This window comes from Paenibacillus sp. MY03, assembly GCF_002165585.1.
GTDB classification, from domain to species: domain Bacteria; phylum Bacillota; class Bacilli; order Paenibacillales; family Paenibacillaceae; genus Pristimantibacillus; species Pristimantibacillus agaridevorans.
The window spans coordinates 234,352-251,862 of the sequence record NZ_MXQD01000008.1 but is presented as its reverse complement, the minus strand read 5'-3'; the positions used below and the strand labels follow the sequence as shown (position 1 = coordinate 251,862).

Below are 17,511 nucleotides of genomic sequence, written 5' to 3'. Positions count from 1 at the left end.
TCGATTCCGGCGCCTCGCTACTTACCAGTATCCTCCTGTATTTGCTTAAAGTTGTTGCCGCTTGATCCGGTCGTGGACAGTTTGAAGGACACATTAACCGATACTGTCGTCGCCGGGAAAGTCTCTCTCCAGTTCGAGACTTCCTGCTTCCATAACTTCGGATATTTTTTGTGAATGAGATTGCCGAAGCCGACGACATCCGCTTTGCTCGCGCTGATCGCTCTCCAGCCGCTCAAGGCGGTGGAACGGATTTCCTCCTCGATTTTCCGCTCGATTGCTTCGATCTTATCCGGCTTGCTAATATCGCCCTTGCAATTGTACTCCAGCAGCGAGCCCTCGGCCTTGATGTCCACGTCGATTCGCCATTTGCCGTCCTTGTAGCTTGGGGTCCGTTTCGACTCCGCCCGCACGACGCGGATGGAGGAATCCTTTTTGGCGGACTTTCGATCCGAGCACGCGAAGCCGACCGTCGTCCTGTCGACCGTATTGTTTAGCCAATTAATGCCGCTGCTTTCCCGATTATCCACCCATCCCACCAGCTTATCTCCCACGATGAGCCCCAGCTCGCTCAGCCGGATCTTCGATGGCGAAGACGACTGTCCCAGCTGCTGACCGCGTTCCGTGCCGCCCTCCATTTCTACCTGGGAGAGCACGGGAAGACCGGTGGCCTGCACGCTGCTGAACAAATCCATCAGGACATCGTTGATCGTCATTTGGCGGAACGAAGAGTTGTTCGCCTCCTCGTTGCCGATCATCCGGTGGATAGCTTCGCCGGGATTCTGTTCGAACGGCATCAATTGCTCGAGCAATTGGCGCGCGTTGCTTTTGGACAAAAATACGTTGACGTTCTCTCTGGAATCAAGATTGCGAAGGTACGTTTCCAGCAGCTGCCCCAGCCCCTTGCGAGCGGCATCCTGTCCCACAATTACAATCTGGTTATGCGAGAAATACAGCCGCCTGGACGTCTCCTGACTCGCCTTGCTAATCGCAGACCGGAAGTTCTCCGCTCGCGAGGAGAAGACGTTGATTGCCGCTCCATTGCTCCCGCCAGAATGGCCGGATATCGCCTTCGGGATGATGATCTGGTAGGTCAGCACCCACTCGCCATCCTCCCAATCGACGCCCGTCGCGGATACGATCGCAATTTCGTTATGCTCCGCCCGGTTTCCACAGCCCGGCAGAGTGGCCAGTACGACTAGCAGAAGCACCGCCCTAATCGTCTTCAACGCACTCCCTCCTTACGGCTTTTTGATTTGCCTTTGTGCAATCGGTCTCTTCGAGCGTTTCATTCGCTTGGGATTACGCAGCTTCAGATCCTGGGGACGAAGCACGATGGCCCACCATGGGATTCGTACGAATACGTCTCGCCATAAGCCTCTGAAGCTGGCTCCGGGAGCCACGGGCGACATGTAGGGCACTCCGAAGGAGCGCAGCGAAGCAAGGTGAACCAGAATGAACAATATGGCGATAAAAAGGCCGAAAAAACCGAGAAACCCGGCCACAAGCATCAATCCGAACCGGATGATGCGGGACGTCGCGGCAATGTTGAATTCCGGCATGACGAAGCTTGCGATCGCCGTAAAGGATACGACAATGACGATGCCTGCCGAGACGATTCCCGCCTGCACTGCCGCTTGTCCAAGCACTAGCGCTCCGATTATGGAGATGGCAGAGCCGATCGCTCTCGGCATGCGAAATCCGGCTTCGCTCAGCACCTCGAAGGCAAGCACCATAAGCAGCGCCTCCACGAGACCCGGGAACGGAACCCCCTCCCTCTGGGCAGCCAAGCTGATGAGCAAAGTTGTGGGCAGCAACTCCTGATGAAAGGTCGTCACCGCAATATAGAGCGCGGGGAGCAACATGGACACCGCATAGGCCCCATAACGAATCATCCTGACGAACGAAGCGATGTCAAACCTATGGTAGTAATCTTCCGTCGACTGGAAGAAGTTGAATAACGTAATGGGCGCAATCAGCGCGATCGGAGTGCCTTCTACGACAATTGCAACCCTGCCCTCCAGCAAGGATGCGGCTACCGTATCGGGACGCTCCGTGTTCATAAGCGTAGGGAACAGCGTAAACGTTTCGTCCTGGATAAACTCTTCGATATAACCGCTCTCAAGCACGCCGTCGATCTCGATATCGGCGAGCCGCCGGTACACCTCCTTGACGACTGCCTCGTCCGCGATCCCGTTCATATAGAGGACTGCTACATCCGTGTGAGTCTCGCTCCCTATTTTGTGCGTTTGCACATGCAAGTTAGGAGAACGAATAATACGTCTGATTAAGCTGACGTTTGTATTTAAATCCTCTACGAACCCCCGCTGCGGACCGCGAATGACCGTCTGCGTCAGCGCGCTGTCGACCGACCGCTGCTCGCCTCCGCCTACGCCTGCCATAAGCACGGCCGCATGGCCTTCCGCCGCGATCAAGCACATGCCTCCGGTCATGAGTTGGATCGCCTCTTCCAGCATCAACACGTCTTTTACCTGACCGACGGATAAGATGCTTGTCCGGAGAGCCTCCAGCAACCCGGGCTCCTCTTTGCCGGCGGGCTTCGGAAGCTGCATGGACATGAGCGGACTAAGCACAGATTCATTAATCGTCGACTCGTCAACGATTCCTCTTATGTACATGAGCGCGAGCTCGCGCTCCGGAGCCGCATCGCTGCGGAACAGTCTGACGACGAGGTCGCTGCTTCCTCCAAATCGTTCGTAAATCGCTCGCACGTTCGCTTTCAGCGAAGATTGGAACGGCCTTTCATGGGATGTTTCGGATTGTTTCATGGCGCACCCTCTGTTTCCATAATGCCCTTATGTTGGCACTTTCTTACTGAGATTATGTATGGCACCATCCCGCTCGCGCGCTAATACAATGTTACAACGAACGTCAGGAAGAAAGGGTGTTGGAGCAATGCTCGGCATTAGCTTGTGCATGATTGTCAAGAACGAGGAAGAAAGTTTAGGCCGCTGCCTATCCTCGGTGCGCGACGTCGTCGACGAAATCGTGATCGTTGATACCGGCTCCACGGACCGCACCAAAGAGATCGCAGCATCCTTCGGCGCGACGATCTACGATTTTGAGTGGATCGATCACTTCGCCGCCGCTCGCAACTACGCTTTCGATCGAGCGACACAGCCGTTCATTTTATGGCTGGATGCCGATGACGTAGTCGAGCCGGAGGACAGAGCGCGGCTTAAGACCCTCAAGGAAGAGAACGACGAGGATTTCCCTTACGACAGCGTCTCCATGAATTACCACCTTACCTTTGATCATAAGGGCAACCCCGTCTTCAGTCTGCGCCGCAATCGGCTGGTCAGACGCAGCCTCGGCTTCCGCTGGATCGGTCCCGTACATGAATATTTGGCTGTCTTCGGCCGTATCCTCCATAGCGATATCGCCGTTACCCATCGCAAAGAGCGGCTTCATACCGACCGCAATCTGCGCATTTATCTTAAACGTCGGGATGCCGGCGAAACCTTCTCTCCGCGCGACCAATATTATTTTGCTAACGAGCTTCGGGATAACCGCCGGAACGAGGAGGCCATTGAGTGGTACGGCCGATTTCTGGACGGCGGCAAGGGCTGGGTGGAGGATAATATCGGAGCTTGCATGAAGCAGGCGGATTGCTACGGACGGCTCAAGAACAGCAAGGGCCAACTGGCTTCTCTGTTCCGCTCCTTCGGCTACGACACTCCGCGTCCCGAAATTTGCTGCGAGCTCGGGAGCGTCTTCATCCGGCAAGAACGGTTCGAACAGGCTATTTACTGGTTCGGGCAAGCGTTAACGGTAGAACGGCCATCGGGCAACATGGGATCCACCGACCACGCAACGTCCACCTGGCTGCCCCATCTGCAACTAACCGTCTGCTACGACCGAATAGGCAACCGCGCCAAGGCGCTGGAGCATCATCGCCTAGCCATGACGTTTAATCCCGATCATCCCAGCATCCGATATAACGAAAATTATTTCAACAAAACCAAGACCTAGCGACGGCACCGCAATGTTGGCAGTCGTTAGCCGCTTCTTCATTGTCGTATTTCTACTACGCCAAAGGAGAAGCGGCTCCTCGTTGTGCGGCCAGCACGGCAAGCTCCAGCTTGTTTAGCAGCAGACCGTATTCATTCGTAATCTCGAAGTTCGGCGGGAAAGTCAGTTTTTGAAAATACTTGCCCACCTGCTCCGGTCCCCGGAACCAATCGCCGGTTTCCGGCGGCTCCGGCTCGTGATCTCCCCAAGCGGCATGCAGCGGCGGGCTGTAGAGCGGCGTGGAGCCCGGCTTCAGCTTGCCGCCAAGCAGCTTCTCTGCATAAAATCGCTCTGGCGGCTGATGCCGAATCGGCTGGAACAAGCCGGACGCATAGTCCGCGCGAGATCCGGTATGCTTAACGGCGGCAGCGAAGTTACGCACGCCGTCCAATACGCGGGGAATGCCGAATAACATGGCATAAAGTCTTTTGCCGAATTCGATTCGTTCATCCAGCGACTGAAAACGTTCCAGAATAAGCCCGGCGAGCTGCAGCTCTTCCCCTCTATTATCCATCCCGCAGCGATAAGGGAAAAACACCGCATTCATCTGCAGCAGCGACTGCAGGCCAAAGAACATCGTCCCCAGCACCCGCTCCTCGAAATAGGGATGGCGCGCGACCCGCTCGTCGATGTAATGCTGCTCGTTCACGATGAGCGCCGTCGACAACATGGCAGAGTCGCCGTCCCTCCAGAAATGCCTCCATACGGGCTCCATAAACGAAGATACGCCGAACGCCGGCAGCAGATGGAACAGACTGCGCCCCAGCCTGCGGCTCCATTCGTACAGCAGAAGCTGTGGATAAGCATCGCCGAAGATCAGCCTGTTGGCCCGCTCCAGGAACAGGAATACATCCTTTCGTTGTCGTTCGTTCAGCAGTCTAGGAAGCCATTCTCCTTGCAAATCGGTCATGTTCCAACCGCCGTTGCGCGATACCATATGTGCGAGCAGCGCCCAATGAAGCTCCGGCATACGAAAATATAGATTACGATACCCCTCCGTGCGTGTCACATTATTCCGATTAAGCTCCTCCGTTTCTAACCGGATTCGTGCAATCAGCGCCTCTTCATCGTTCGACAAGACAACAGGCGGTCTAGGTGGATCACCGGGAGACGCCGACGCTTTGCCCCATGCCGCCATAAGCTTGGCAGTAGAAGAAGACGGCAGCGCAAGCGGCTCTGCTGATTCCAGCATCGATTGCGATGCCTGCATGGCATGCCACTTCCCGGTTGCATAAGCCCAAGCTGCTCCTGGCAGCGCCAGAATATGGCGAATCCAACTTATCAGCACGTTGCCGCTCCCTCCCGCTTTCCCTTCATGACCATTTTTCACGCCTACTCCCTCCTATCACCGCAGCCAACTGCATTCCCTATTATCACCATTATCCGCGAAGAATCGGCTCCCCATACACCGCGCGCACCCGATCGTCACGCCTCTTTCCAGCATCTCGCGCTTTCTCCAATGCCGATAATAACGGTATAATGAATACATATCCCTCTATGCAGGAGGTTTTTTTATGTGCGGAAGATATACGATTACAATCTCGCTCGAAGAGCTGATGTTGCGTTATATGATCGACGAGACTTCAGTTCCTTTCCACAGGCCCAAATATAACGTCGCCCCCGGTCAATTCATCTTCGCCGTTATTCACGACGGCAAGCGCAACCGGCTTGGCGAACTAAAGTGGGGTTTGATCCCTCCCTGGGCGGATGATCCAAAGATTGGATACATGATGATTAATGCGCGCGCGGAGACGGCAGCGGACAAACCGGCCTTTCGCGAGCCGCTTAAGCGGAAGCGCTGCATCATCCCGGCGGACAGCTTTTACGAGTGGCAGAAGGAAGACGGCGGCAAGCGCAAACAGCCCATGCGCATCCTGAAACGCGACCGCTCCGTCTTTAGCATCGCGGGACTTTACGAGACCTGGCTGTCTCCCGATGGAGAGAAGATAAGCAGCTGCACGATTCTGACGACGGAGCCTAACGATGTCGTCGCTCCCATACATGACCGGATGCCGGTCATTCTGCGGCCCGAAAACGAAGCATTATGGCTGGATCGAAGCATGCAGGATAGCAAAGAGTTAAGAACGTTATTCGTTCCGTATCCGGAGCGCGAGCTTGAAGCGTATCCTGTCGGCGCCGCTGTCGGCAACGTTCGTAATGACGATTCGTCGCTTATAGCGCCTAATAAAGTTGAGGGGCAGATGGAGTTGTGGTGAGTCTCACCACCTTACGGACAAAAATGACGCTAATCTTCGATTATTTTGACTTTCGAAAATCTAACGGACTTGCACGACATTATTGGCATCATCATAACGAAAATTGGCTCCATTACGACCCGATAGCATTTTTCCTGTCCGTTAGATTTGATTGAGGTTAAATATCGGACAAATAGCGTCTCTGGTGTCTGTTAGATTTTAAATCAGAAAAAAAAACGCCGACCTCACGGTCAGCGAAACATCCCCCACAGCTTCAGCAGATGGAAGGTGTTATTGGGATCGATCTTTTGCGCCAGTATAAACGCGACGATCCCATCCTCTTGCGCATCGGTCAGCTTCTCTTGCAGGATGACGGCGGCAGACTTGACTAGCTTGCGCACCTTCGCCCGATCCTGCAAATCATATTTGGTCACATTACCAAGCAGCTGCCGTATCTTGTCCTTAACTACGGGGTTTTTCAGCTTGAGCTTTACGCGTTCAACCAATTGCGGCCGAATGCCGTAATTCTGATAACTCACAGCGGCAGACACCTCCATTCGGCAATCCAGTCTAGGTCGTGTCTGAATACTCCAGAGCGGGTTTTCAGACACGACCTAGTCGCTTAACTATATGCCGAAGGAGGAGAATAGTTGCCTAGTCCAGCTGTTCCCCTTGAAATAATCCTTCCCGCCGCAAAATCTCCCACAGCCGGGCGTAAGACTCGTTGCTCCAGAAATCATCCCGCTTGGTCAGCTCTCCCGCATCCTCCCGGGCTTGCTCCAACGTTTCGTAATCGGCCACCATGTCGGCGATGCGGAACTCCGGCAGACCGCTCTGTTTCGTCCCGAAAAAATCGCCTGGCCCGCGAAGCTCCAGATCGCGGCGCGCTACCTCGAAGCCGTCGTTCGTCTCCGTCATGACTTTCATCCGCTCTCGTCCCGTCTCGGACTTGGGATCCGCAATCAAAATGCAATGCGACTGATGCTCCCCTCGTCCGACTCGTCCTCGCAGCTGATGAAGTTGGGACAAGCCGAATCGGTCGGCATCCATAATAATAATGAGTGTCGCATTGGACACGTCAACGCCTACCTCCACGACAGTCGTAGCTACAAGCACCTGGCTGTCGTTCGCGGCGAACCGCGACATCGCTTCGTCCTTCTCCGCAGTGGAGAGCCTGCCATGCAGCAATCCGATGGTCAGATCCGGACAAGACTGCTGAATCTGCATATAGGTATCGATTGCGTTTTGCACATCCAGCTTCTCGGACTCCTCGATTAAGGGACAGATGACATAAGCTTGACGCCCCGCCGCCGCTTCCTTGCGTATAAAACCCAGCACGCGGTCGAACGCGTCATGTTTTACCCAATAGGTTTTGATCGGCTTGCGTCCCTTCGGCATCTCCTTGATCGTGGAGACGTCCATGTCGCCGAATGCCGTAATGGCCAGCGTTCTCGGAATCGGCGTTGCCGTCATCGTCAGCACGTCGGGATTAATCCCCTTGCGCCGAAGCACGCTTCGCTGGTTCACTCCGAAGCGGTGCTGCTCGTCCGTTACGACCAGAGACAAACTCCGAAAAAACACGTCATCCTGAATGAGCGCGTGCGTGCCTACGACGACATCGATCAGTCCCATCTGCAGGCCTGCGAGCAAGTCTCTCCGTTTCCGCTCCGTCAGGCTGCCTGTCAACAGTCCTACCTGGATGCCGGTACCCTCGTACAGACGGGCAAGCGACTTGGCATGCTGCTCCGCCAATATTTCGGTCGGAACCATCAGCGCTCCTTGATGGCCTACGCGGACAGCGCCATACAACGCAATCGCAGCGACTACCGTCTTGCCCGAACCAACATCGCCCTGGAGCAGCCGGTTCATCGCGTAATTGCGGCGCATGTCCGTCAGAATTTCATTGATGACCTTTTTCTGAGCATCTGTTAAGGCAAAAGGAAGCGTCGCCGCGAACTCCCGAATCGTCTCGCTGCCGATCGGCTGCGCCACGCCGTCCGCTCGTCCCCGATGTAGCCCACGGTAGGCCTGCAGCCTCAACTGGAACAGGAACAGCTCCTCGTATACCATGCGCCGCCTTGCTTCCTGGCCTCTGCTCGCGTCGCTGGGATGATGGATGACCTCCACCGCCTCCGAACGTGACATGAAGCCGTAGCGCTCCATAAGCTCGTAAGGCAGCACCTCTTCGATCATGGGACCGTATTGCGTCAGAGCTGCAGCAATCATCTTGCGAATCCAAGCTTGCGTAATATTGCCGCCGACGTGGTAGACCGGCTGCAGCGAATCGGTTTTGGATGCCTTCGCCGAATCGGGAAATTCGGAATCGGCTACCGTTATCTGCAAGCGATGTTGCTCCCACTTGCCTGTCAGCATAATTTCTCTTCCCGGACGCAGTTGTTCTTGCATATACGTTCGGTTGAACCAGACGGCCGTAATCAACATGCCGCCCGATTCGATCTTGCAGGTGAGCCTCGACTTCGCCCGACCGTAGCGCTGCATGATTGGCGCGCCACGCACGATCCCCATAATCGTCGCTTTCTCGCCGCTCTTGACTTCAGCAAGTTCACGCACGCGGTAGTCTTCGTAACGGAACGGGAAGTAATTCAACAGATCGGATATCGTATGTATGCCAAAGGCGTGAAGCTCCCCCTCCTTGAGGGCGCTCACGCCTTTCAGCTGTCTTACGGATCGTTCATTTAATGTCAACATGGTTGTACTCACACCCTATGAATAAGTACGGCCGTCGTACCGGGACCGGCATGCGTGCCGATGACAGGCCCTACCGTCGCGTAACCGATTCGCTGCACGTTCAGCTCGGACTTTACCCGGTCGCCTAGCTCCTGGGCGGCCGCTTCGTTATCAGTCTTGAATATCGTAAGCGCGACGGGATCAGAACCATAACCCTCCTTGACCATGTCGGCAATCCGGGCCATCGCCTTCTTCGTGCCGCGCACCTTGTCTACCGCATGGATGCCGCCCTCCGAATCCAACGACAGAATCGGCTTAATATTGAGAATCGAACCGATCAGCGCCGAGGCGCGACCGAGCCGCCCGCCCTTGTGCAGGTGATCCAGGCTGTCAACCAGGAAGTAGATCGTCAGATCGGCCCGCAGCCGCTGAACCTCCGACAGAATGCTCTCCTTGTCGCTGCCTGCCAGAGCCATCTCCGCAGCGCGCACAACCAGCGTTCCGATGCCGTAAGAAGCGGACTTGGAATCGACGACCGTAATGTCCGCCTCTTGCTCCAGCATCGATTGCGCGATCGTCGCGGACTGATAAGTGCCGCTCAGGCACGCGGCCAGATGAATGGATATAATCGGCGAGTCCGGGTCCTCCTGAAGCAGCCGTTCGTATGCCTCGGAGAATTCCATAGGCGAAGGCTGGGACGTGGTTGGAAGAGTCTGCGCAAGCTTCAGCTTCGTGTAGAATTGATCCGCCGTAATCGTCACGGCATCCACATAAGTTTCTTCGCCGAACAGCACCTTGAGCGGAACCATCGTAATCCCGAGCTTCTTCCGAAGCTCCGCGGGTATATCCGCCGTGCTGTCGGTTACAATTCTTACATTGCCCATAGCAACCCCTCCACCGAATACTTAATCAATGTTATTCTACCGCGAACAAGTATGGATACAGCGGCTGCCCGCCGGGCTGTACTTCGATCTCCAGATCGGGATATTCCCCTTCCGCCCACTCGCATAACGTAGCGGTAAGCTCGGCCTCGGCTTCGGCTCCGGCTATGACGGTCAGCAGCTCTCCGCCGCCTTCCAGCATGCTGCCCAGCAATTGCTGGCACGCTGCAAGCAGGTCGCCATCGGAAACGACGATGGCCTTCTCCTTGATGCCTATATAATCGCCTTCCCGAATATCTACGCCATCGATGGAGGTGTCGCGAACGGACTTCGTCACCTGGCCGGAGACGACCGCCTCCGCCGCGCCTTTCATCCAGTCGCGATTGCGCTCCGGCCGCTGGTCTTCCTTAAACGCGAGCACGGCGGCAAGCCCTTGCGGGATTGTACGCGTCGGAATGACGGTCACGTTGCTATTGGACAGCTCCGCCGCCTGCTCGGCGGCAAGAATGATATTGCCGTTGTTCGGAAGCAGAAAAATATGGTCCGCGGCAAGCGCCTCGATCGCCTTGAGGAAGTCCTCCGTGCTGGGATTCATCGTCTGTCCGCCGGATAATACCGTATCCACGTCGCTCGCCAGGAACATCTCGGCTATGCCTTCTCCCATTGCAACGGCAATAATGCCGTACGGTGCGCGTTCGAACGCTTGCACAGGCGTGACTTCGCTCGCTGCTTGTCCCGACAGCAGCTCTGCCCCGGACAGATCCGCGGATCCGATCGAACCCGCGATGACGGCATCATGCTCGACGATATCGCGATGCTGCTCCCGCATGTTCAGAATATGGATATCGGTAAGCTCCCCGTAAGGAAGCGATAAATTGAAGACATCGCCGGGACGGCGCGAATGGACATGCACTTTGATCACATCGTCGTCCACGATGACGAGAATGGAGTCTCCATCCTTCTCGAGCGCCTTTTTGTAAGCGGATTCATCAAAAAACATCATGGATTTACCGCTTCGGGTACGATTGATAAAAAATTCCATGTCGTACAGAAATTCAATGTCCTCCGTTGCGAGACGCGCTTGCGCGGAGCTTGGTTCCGCTCTTCGTTCGCTCGGCTTCGGGACGGGCATCGGCACTTCCTCCGGCATTGCGGCTTCCGTCGCGACATACATTGGATCCATGTCATGACCCGACTCCAGATCGGTCAAATAACGGACGAATCCTTCGTAGATGTATACGAGACCTTGACCGCCGGAGTCCACTACGCCGACCTGCTTAAGAACAGGTAGCTGATCCGGAGTCCGCTGCAATGCCTCATCCGCTCTGCGATGCAGCTCTCTGATCAAGTCGGGCACCTCGCTGTTGCGTCTGGCGTATTGAACCGCATGTTTCGCGCCTTCCTTGGCTACTGTCAGAATCGTGCCCTCTACCGGCTTTACTACGGCCTTGTACGCCATATCTACGCCGTATTGAAGAGCTGCAGCCAAATCTGCAGCCGTTGCTTCTTTCAAAGTCGCAAGCGATTTCGCGAAGCCCCGGAACAACTGGGACAGAATTACGCCGGAATTGCCGCGCGCGCCCATCAGCAAGCCCTTCGACAACGCCTCCGCCGCTTTGCCGATGTCTTCGGACGGTCTGGATCGCAGCTCTCTGACCCCGGAGCTCATCGTCAAATTCATATTCGTGCCGGTGTCGCCGTCAGGCACAGGAAATACGTTTAATGCGTTTACGCGTTCCGCGTTGTGCTGCAATAGCTCCGCTCCGAGCAATGCCATGCCGGCAAGATCCGATCCGTTAATAGAGCGCTTACCCAATGAAAATTCCCCTTCCCGCTACCTGGATACCCTTACGTCTTGTACAAATATATGGACTTCATTCACCTGTAAGCCAATGACATTATTCAGGACGTACTTCACCTTGGATTGAATGTTGTGCGCCACTTCGGAAATCTTCGTTCCGTAGCTTACGATAATATGGAGGTCGATATGCAGTCCGTCATTCTCGCGCCGCACTTCAACGCCGCGGGACATATTCTCCCGTCCAAGCAACTCCGCGATCCCGTCTTTGAGTCCTTTGCGCGAAGCCATTCCTACAAGTCCATAACAATCCATAGCCGCCGAGCCGGCCAAAACGGCAATGCAATGATCGGTAACATGAACGGAACCTAGTTCGGTGCTTAGCTGCAGTGACATGGAAATTCACTCCTTACTGTTATCTATTATGGACTAAGAACCATTGTACTATAAACAAACGTGATATTGAAGTCCGTACAACAATTCCCCCATGAACCTATAGATTTGGCTTGAACGGAATGGAAGTTTATGATACGATATTCGAGTGTGTTTAATAAGAGTGGTCTCTCGAAGTTGATTTTGTCTCTGGCAAAATGTTAAGGAGGTGTAGTCATGTCCCGCAAATGTTATCTCACTGGCAAATCGCCGCGTCAAGGCAATAACGTTTCCCACGCGAACAACAAGACACGTCGTTCTTGGGGCGTCAATGTGCAGAAGGTGCGCATTCTTGTAGACGGCAAGCCTAAGCGCGTTTATGTCAGCGCTCGCGCGTTGAAATCCGGTAAAGTTACTCGCGTATAATCATGGCTCGCGCCATAGACAAAAGCACCTGAGCGCTCAGGTGCTTTTATTTTTCGCTTTTCCCTCATATCTTGGTTGAATGGACCAGGCTGCGCGCTGCATCGGCATTAACTTTTTTGGAACGTATTCAAAATCGCTTTGACAAATCCGCCCAGAAATTTCGGCAGTTTTATTGTATAGAATTTCATGCCTCATCCCTCCTCAGACACGCTCATGAAATTGATCCGTGACCTATCCCGCGCTCATGTAACCATCCTATGCGAATATTCCATGTCCTATTCCAACCGAAGCCTGGCAATCGCCGCAAACGCAAGCAACCGCTCCCGATAGAACGGGAGCGGTTATTTGTCGCATCGGCCGATTAAGCCGGGATAGGGTTGTCCTTGATGTACACATACATGGCGTAACATAACGCTGCGAGAAAGTAGAATACGATGGCAAGTACAATAAAGGCGACACGCAAGCCGACCGTCTCGAACCGGCGAAAAAAACGGATGCCGATATAAAGCGCCAGCAAGGAAAAAACGTATTTGATCAGATCGGGAATATTCGCGAACAAAGCAAGCGAAACGCCGGCCAAAAACGAATACAAGATGACCCAGAAGCTCGTACGTACAGAATCCTTCAACCTTGTCCCTCCCTAGCGCAGCGCCGCGATTGCGGCAGCGCGGTCTTGCTGGGCGAATACGGCGTTGCCGGCCACCAGCACGTTCGCGCCCGCCTCGCGCACGAGCGGAGCCGTCTCCGCGTTAATGCCGCCGTCTACTTGCACGTGTACGCCTTCGAGTCCTCGCTCCGTGAGCATCGATTTCACTTGGCGCAGCTTAACGAGAGAATACGGAATGAACGATTGGCCGCCGAACCCCGGATTTACCGTCATAATAAGCACCAGATCCAGGTCGTGAATGACAGGCTCCAGAAGAGAGACAGGAGTGCCGGGATTAAGGGCGACGCCCGCGGGCAGTCCTTTCTCCTTAATGGAGTGAACGGTGCGGTGCAGATGCGTACAGGTCTCCGCATGAACCGTGATGCGATCGGCCCCGGCAGCGATGTAATCGTGGAGCGACAGCTCCGGCCGTTCGATCATGAGATGGACATCGAACGGCAGCGTAGTGGTGGAGCGCACTGCGGCGATGACGGGCGGTCCGAACGTCAGATTCGGTACGAAGTGCCCGTCCATTACATCCACGTGAATCCAATCCCCGCCGGCCGCCTCTGCAGCCGCGATCTCCTCGCCGAGCCTCGAGAAATCAGCCGATAAAATGGAAGGAGCGATAATCGTCATGTTCGTTAGTACCTCCGTTTAATATCTTTCATTTCCTCCAGAAACAACAAGTAGTTATCGTAACGACTCCGCTCGATGTCTCCATCCTCCAGCGCCGACAGCACCGCGCAGCCCGGTTCGTGGACATGCGTGCAGCCCCGGAACTTGCAGGAAGGGGACAGCTCTCGCATCTCCACGAAACAGTAGCCAAGATCTTCGATGCCAAGCTCGCCGAAGTCAAGCTGGCTAAAGCCCGGCGTATCCGCGACGTAACCGCCGCCGATGTCTACAAGCTCCACATGGCGAGTTGTATGTTTGCCGCGCCCCAACCGATTGCTTATTTCGTTGGTTTCCAGCGTCAGCCCCGGCACGATCGCGTTAAGGAGCGAAGATTTGCCAACTCCGGATTGCCCTGCGAATACGGCAAGATGCCCCCGGAGTCTTGCTTGCAGCTCCTCGATGCCGGAATGCTTGCGGGAGCTTGTCCCGAACACCTCGTAGCCCAGCTTCCGATAGATGCGCTGAACGGAAGAAGCCGCTTCCGCGGCCTCCTCCGTCATTTCTCCCTCGGCTTCCAGATCCCGCTTGCTCAGGCACAAAACCGCCGGGATGCCGGCATGCTCGATATGAACGAGAAACTTATCCAGCAATTGAAGGTTAAGCGCAGGCTCCGTCACGGAAAAGACGAGGATGGCTACATCGATGTTGGCCACGGGCGGACGTATGAGCTCGGAGGAACGCTCGCGCAGCTCCGTGACCGTTCCTTCGCCGTTTTCCGTCAAGACGTAGGCAACGCGGTCTCCGACCAGCGGGCTGAGGCCGCGTTTCTTGAACACGCCTCTCGCCCTGCATTGCACGGTGTCTCCGGAGTCGTTCTCGTCGTCCTTCACGTAATAGTAGCCGCTTAACGCTTTGACGATTCTGCCTTCTCGACTGTCGCCGGCTACAACGGGCTCCCTATTGTCCTCCGGAGTTTTCTTCGCCTTCCGTTCCATTTTCGCCATTGCTGTTATCTACCTCCGCTTGCACTTCCTGATCGTCTCCCGGAGCTTCCGTTTGCGGCGGCTCCGTTGCTTCCGAGCCTGGTATGTTCAGGTTCGGCGAATCGTTGCCTGTTCCGATTTCGTCGTAGTGGATTTCCACCGTATCCATGAATTGATTGTCGCGCATGACCGTCACTCGCGCTACCGTGTCGGGCGACAGAATAACGGTTACTGGAATATCGACGGTACTGTTGATCGTCCGTTTGACGCCTTCGATATTCTCGCCCGTAGCGTCGGAATACATGATTTTCACTTCGCTTGATTTGCCCGATTGCGCGGGGGATATCCGAACGTTGAATTGGTACGTTTTGGAATCCGCCGGCGGCCCGGAGCTGACGCGCAAAACGATCTTGGTCCCTTTCGGAACTTGATCACCGGGATTGTAGTTTTCTACTTTGATGACATGATCTTTCTCATGCAAATAACTAGCCTCGTAAATGGTATCGGACTCTTCGAATACAAGCTCCTTGGATTTCAGCCAGCTTCTGGCGTCCTTGAGGCGCATATCGGCAAGGTCCTCCATTAGCACCGTCTCTCGGCCCATGCTAACGACGAACGACACCTCTGCCGTTTCGGGATTGAACTCCGCGCCCTCATCCGGCGTTTGCTCCAGAATCGTGCCGGCCTCTTCCTCGCTGTGTTCTTCCGTCACCTTGATGCGGTCTTCCGTAATGCCCAAGGCGATCAGCTCATCCTTGGCGGCCTGCAGCTTTTGGTTGACATAGGATTTCAGCACTTTTAATTCGGGTCCGTCGCTAACGGTCAGTTCGATAAATGAATTCTTTTTGACTGAAATGTTTTTCTTGGATTGTTCGATTACCACATCCTTCGGAATATCCTTATTGAATTCCCGTATGATAGGTTCCTTGACCCTAAGTCCCTTCTCGGCAATCATCGCACGAGCTTCCTCTACCGGCTTCCCGATAACATATGGCACTTCGGCCTCTCCGGGATCCAACTGGCCCAGCACCCATCGGAAGCCCAGGAGCAGCAACGCGAGGAGCAGCAAAGTAATGCCCACCACCAGCAAAGGTTTCTTCCAGCCTTTCGGCCGTTTCTCCTCCTCCTGCCAATTCACGCTCGTCGTATCGCTGACGGTCGCCTTGGACTCGCTGCGCACGGCTGTATCCGACGACGCAGCAGCTACGCTTCCGCGAATGGCCGGCATAACCCTCGTCTCCTCCAGATCATGATTAACCGTAAACTCGGCGCGCGGTTCGTTTAGACGATCCGGCCGCAAGCAGGTATCAAGATCAAGGAACATCTCGTGGGCGGAGCCGTAACGTTCTACCGGGTTTTTGCGCATCGACTTCAAAATAACATTCTCAACGCTCTGAGGAATGTGCGGGTTGACGACGCGCGGCTCCTCGAACGGCTCCTGAAGATGTTTGAGCGCTACGCTGATGGGACTTTCTCCAAAAAACGGAAGTTTGGCCGTCAGCATCTGATACAAAACGATCCCCAGGGAATACAGATCGGACTTCTCGCCGGTATTAATGCCCTTGGCATGCTCGGGAGAGAAATAATGGACCGATCCGATAACGGAGCCCGTTTGCGTAATGGTCGACGAGGTCACCGCGCGGGCGATGCCGAAGTCCGTTACCTTGACTCTGCCGTTGTTCCCGATAAGTATATTATGAGGCTTGATGTCTCTATGGATAATATGATTTTGATGCGCATGATCCAGCGCGTCGCAGATCTGCATGGCGATGCGCACCGCTTCGTCCGTCTGGAGCGGCGCTCTCTCCTGAATAATCTCGTTCAGATTGCTTCCTTCGATATACTCCATGACGATGTAGTGGATATCGTCTTCCTGACCTACATCGTAGATGCTGACAACATTCGGGTGCGATAATGCCGCAGCCGACTGCGCCTCGCGGCGAAACCGGCGAATGAATTCTTCATCGCCCACGAATTGCTGCCTCAGTACTTTAACCGCGACATAGCGGTTGAGCAACACGTCGTGCGCTTTGTATACCAGCGCCATGCCGCCCCCGCCTACGCGGGTTATGATTTCGTAACGTCCTGCCAAATCATGTCCGATCATGCACTCGCTCCTCTCGCTTCGCCAGTGCGCTGCTCTTGCAGAAGCACGACCGTAATATTGTCGTCTCCTCCGCCTTCAAGCGCCAGCTGAATGAGATGATCCGCCTTCGCTTCCAGTTCCTGCGATGGATCCGCCACCACCTCGGCGATCTGCCCCTCACTGACCATGTTCGTCAAGCCGTCGCTGCATAGCAGCAGCACGTCTTCCGGATACCATTCGATCGACTGGACGTCGATCTCCACCTCGGGATCGGTGCCGATTGCCCTTGTCAGCACATTACGGCGCGGATGATGAACGGCTTCCTCGGCGCTCAGTTGGCCAGACTTCACGAGCTCATTCACTAACGAATGATCCATCGTGAGCTGCTCCATGCCGTTCCCTCCTATACGATAAGCGCGGCTGTCCCCTACATGGCCGATGACGGCCGTACCCGGCAACATCAAGACTGCAACGACCGTAGTTCCCATATTATGATATCGTTCGTTGCGCGATGCCATCGCATAGATCGTCTCGTTTGCCTCCGCAATCGCCTGGCGAATCAGCATCTTGCCCTCCGCTGCCGATAGGGACGCCTTGTCTGCATGCTGCTCGAAGGCGCCGCGGAACGTATCGACGGCCGTCTGGCTGGCCACATCGCCGGCTTGATGACCGCCCATCCCGTCTGCCACCATGGCAATCGCGATGCCGCCGCCGAGCGCGCCTACCCAGCATTGGTCTTCGTTCACCTGGCGCACTCGTCCGATATTACTAAGAGTTGCCGTTAACAAC

The 17,511-nt window shown here is 55.1% G+C and carries 17 protein-coding genes; 3 read left to right on the top strand and 14 right to left on the bottom strand.

Features of this window, described 5'->3' with window-relative positions; translation table 11 throughout:
• Positions 1 to 17: 17 nt before the first annotated feature.
• Both B1748_RS10290 and B1748_RS10285 read right to left on the bottom strand, forming a co-directional pair.
• Positions 18 to 1,226 (bottom strand): Ger(x)C family spore germination protein, encoded by a 1,209-nt coding sequence (locus B1748_RS10290; RefSeq protein ID WP_087567794.1) that lies wholly within the window; start codon positions 1,224 to 1,226, stop codon positions 18 to 20.
• Between the two features lie 12 nt (positions 1,227 to 1,238).
• Positions 1,239 to 2,786: a spore germination protein gene (locus B1748_RS10285; protein ID WP_087567793.1), complete on the bottom strand. Its 1,548-nt coding sequence runs from the start codon at positions 2,784 to 2,786 to the stop codon at positions 1,239 to 1,241.
• 127 nt (positions 2,787 to 2,913) lie between these two features.
• On the opposite strand from B1748_RS10285, the gene B1748_RS10280 reads away from it, so the two are divergent.
• Positions 2,914 to 3,990 carry a glycosyltransferase gene (locus B1748_RS10280; RefSeq protein WP_087567792.1) on the top strand — a complete coding sequence of 359 codons (1,077 nt, stop codon included), beginning with the start codon at positions 2,914 to 2,916 and terminating at the stop codon, positions 3,988 to 3,990.
• Positions 3,991 to 4,045: 55 nt separating this feature from the next.
• On the opposite strand, the gene B1748_RS10275 is transcribed toward B1748_RS10280, so the two are convergent.
• Positions 4,046 to 5,359, bottom strand: coding sequence for a DUF2515 domain-containing protein (locus B1748_RS10275; protein WP_256975605.1), 1,314 nt, complete (start codon positions 5,357 to 5,359; stop codon positions 4,046 to 4,048).
• Between the two features lie 184 nt (positions 5,360 to 5,543).
• Between B1748_RS10275 and B1748_RS10270 the strand changes: the two genes are divergently transcribed.
• Positions 5,544 to 6,245: an SOS response-associated peptidase gene (locus B1748_RS10270; RefSeq protein WP_087567791.1), complete on the top strand. Its 702-nt coding sequence runs from the start codon at positions 5,544 to 5,546 to the stop codon at positions 6,243 to 6,245.
• A gap of 230 nt (positions 6,246 to 6,475) precedes the next feature.
• Here the strand turns inward: B1748_RS10270 and B1748_RS10265 are convergent, their stop codons facing one another.
• The 5 genes from B1748_RS10265 to B1748_RS10245 all read right to left on the bottom strand — a co-directional run bounded on the left by B1748_RS10265 (position 6,476) and on the right by B1748_RS10245 (position 11,987).
• On the bottom strand, positions 6,476 to 6,763 hold the full coding sequence (locus B1748_RS10265) for a stage VI sporulation protein F (RefSeq protein WP_087567790.1): 288 nt from the start codon (positions 6,761 to 6,763) through the stop codon (positions 6,476 to 6,478).
• 115 nt (positions 6,764 to 6,878) lie between these two features.
• A complete protein-coding gene (gene recG / locus B1748_RS10260) occupies positions 6,879 to 8,933 on the bottom strand; it encodes an ATP-dependent DNA helicase RecG (protein ID WP_087567789.1) in 2,055 nt (684 codons plus the stop codon).
• 8 nt (positions 8,934 to 8,941) lie between these two features.
• On the bottom strand, positions 8,942 to 9,796 hold the full coding sequence (locus B1748_RS10255) for a DegV family protein (protein ID WP_087567788.1): 855 nt from the start codon (positions 9,794 to 9,796) through the stop codon (positions 8,942 to 8,944).
• 31 nt (positions 9,797 to 9,827) lie between these two features.
• A complete protein-coding gene (locus B1748_RS10250) occupies positions 9,828 to 11,570 on the bottom strand; it encodes a DAK2 domain-containing protein (RefSeq protein WP_087567871.1) in 1,743 nt (580 codons plus the stop codon).
• A 57-nt stretch (positions 11,571 to 11,627) separates the two neighbouring features.
• Positions 11,628 to 11,987, bottom strand: a complete 360-nt coding sequence (locus tag B1748_RS10245; RefSeq protein WP_087567787.1) for an Asp23/Gls24 family envelope stress response protein — start codon at positions 11,985 to 11,987, stop codon at positions 11,628 to 11,630.
• Positions 11,988 to 12,200: 213 nt separating this feature from the next.
• On the opposite strand from B1748_RS10245, the gene rpmB reads away from it, so the two are divergent.
• Positions 12,201 to 12,389, top strand: a complete 189-nt coding sequence (gene rpmB, locus B1748_RS10240) for a 50S ribosomal protein L28 (protein ID WP_068683988.1) — start codon at positions 12,201 to 12,203, stop codon at positions 12,387 to 12,389.
• 107 nt (positions 12,390 to 12,496) lie between these two features.
• Here rpmB and spoVM read toward each other — a convergent pair whose 3' ends face one another.
• From spoVM to B1748_RS10210, 6 genes are all read right to left on the bottom strand, one after another.
• Entirely contained in the window at positions 12,497 to 12,577 is an 81-nt protein-coding gene (spoVM, locus tag B1748_RS10235; protein WP_040711006.1) for a stage V sporulation protein SpoVM, read from the bottom strand.
• Between the two features lie 173 nt (positions 12,578 to 12,750).
• Positions 12,751 to 13,017: a hypothetical protein gene (locus B1748_RS10230; RefSeq protein WP_246608618.1), complete on the bottom strand. Its 267-nt coding sequence runs from the start codon at positions 13,015 to 13,017 to the stop codon at positions 12,751 to 12,753.
• A gap of 12 nt (positions 13,018 to 13,029) precedes the next feature.
• Positions 13,030 to 13,674, bottom strand: a complete 645-nt coding sequence (gene rpe / locus B1748_RS10225) for a ribulose-phosphate 3-epimerase (protein ID WP_087567786.1) — start codon at positions 13,672 to 13,674, stop codon at positions 13,030 to 13,032.
• A gap of 5 nt (positions 13,675 to 13,679) precedes the next feature.
• Positions 13,680 to 14,648, bottom strand: coding sequence for a ribosome small subunit-dependent GTPase A (rsgA, locus tag B1748_RS10220; RefSeq protein ID WP_087567869.1), 969 nt, complete (start codon positions 14,646 to 14,648; stop codon positions 13,680 to 13,682).
• Positions 14,611 to 16,743: a Stk1 family PASTA domain-containing Ser/Thr kinase gene (gene pknB / locus B1748_RS10215; RefSeq protein ID WP_087567785.1), complete on the bottom strand. Its 2,133-nt coding sequence runs from the start codon at positions 16,741 to 16,743 to the stop codon at positions 14,611 to 14,613. Before pknB ends, rsgA begins: the two co-directional genes overlap by 38 nt.
• A complete protein-coding gene (locus tag B1748_RS10210; protein ID WP_087567784.1) occupies positions 16,740 to 17,510 on the bottom strand; it encodes a Stp1/IreP family PP2C-type Ser/Thr phosphatase in 771 nt (256 codons plus the stop codon). Before B1748_RS10210 ends, pknB begins: the two co-directional genes overlap by 4 nt.
• Between the last annotated feature and the right edge of the window lies 1 nt (position 17,511).

Coding starts and splice junctions, on each gene's coding strand:
- recG (WP_087567789.1), bottom strand. CDS start 8,933: ATGTTGACATTAAATGAACGATCCGTAAGACAGCTGAAAGGCGTGAGC.
- B1748_RS10280 (WP_087567792.1), top strand. CDS start 2,914: ATGCTCGGCATTAGCTTGTGCATGATTGTCAAGAACGAGGAAGAAAGT.
- B1748_RS10250 (WP_087567871.1), bottom strand. CDS start 11,570: ATGGCATTGCTCGGAGCGGAGCTATTGCAGCACAACGCGGAACGCGTA.
- B1748_RS10245 (WP_087567787.1), bottom strand. CDS start 11,987: ATGTCACTGCAGCTAAGCACCGAACTAGGTTCCGTTCATGTTACCGAT.
- spoVM (WP_040711006.1), bottom strand. CDS start 12,577: ATGAAATTCTATACAATAAAACTGCCGAAATTTCTGGGCGGATTTGTC.
- B1748_RS10285 (WP_087567793.1), bottom strand. CDS start 2,786: ATGAAACAATCCGAAACATCCCATGAAAGGCCGTTCCAATCTTCGCTG.
- rpe (WP_087567786.1), bottom strand. CDS start 13,674: ATGACGATTATCGCTCCTTCCATTTTATCGGCTGATTTCTCGAGGCTC.
- rpmB (WP_068683988.1), top strand. CDS start 12,201: ATGTCCCGCAAATGTTATCTCACTGGCAAATCGCCGCGTCAAGGCAAT.
- pknB (WP_087567785.1), bottom strand. CDS start 16,743: ATGATCGGACATGATTTGGCAGGACGTTACGAAATCATAACCCGCGTA.
- B1748_RS10270 (WP_087567791.1), top strand. CDS start 5,544: ATGTGCGGAAGATATACGATTACAATCTCGCTCGAAGAGCTGATGTTG.
- B1748_RS10255 (WP_087567788.1), bottom strand. CDS start 9,796: ATGGGCAATGTAAGAATTGTAACCGACAGCACGGCGGATATACCCGCG.
- rsgA (WP_087567869.1), bottom strand. CDS start 14,648: ATGGAACGGAAGGCGAAGAAAACTCCGGAGGACAATAGGGAGCCCGTT.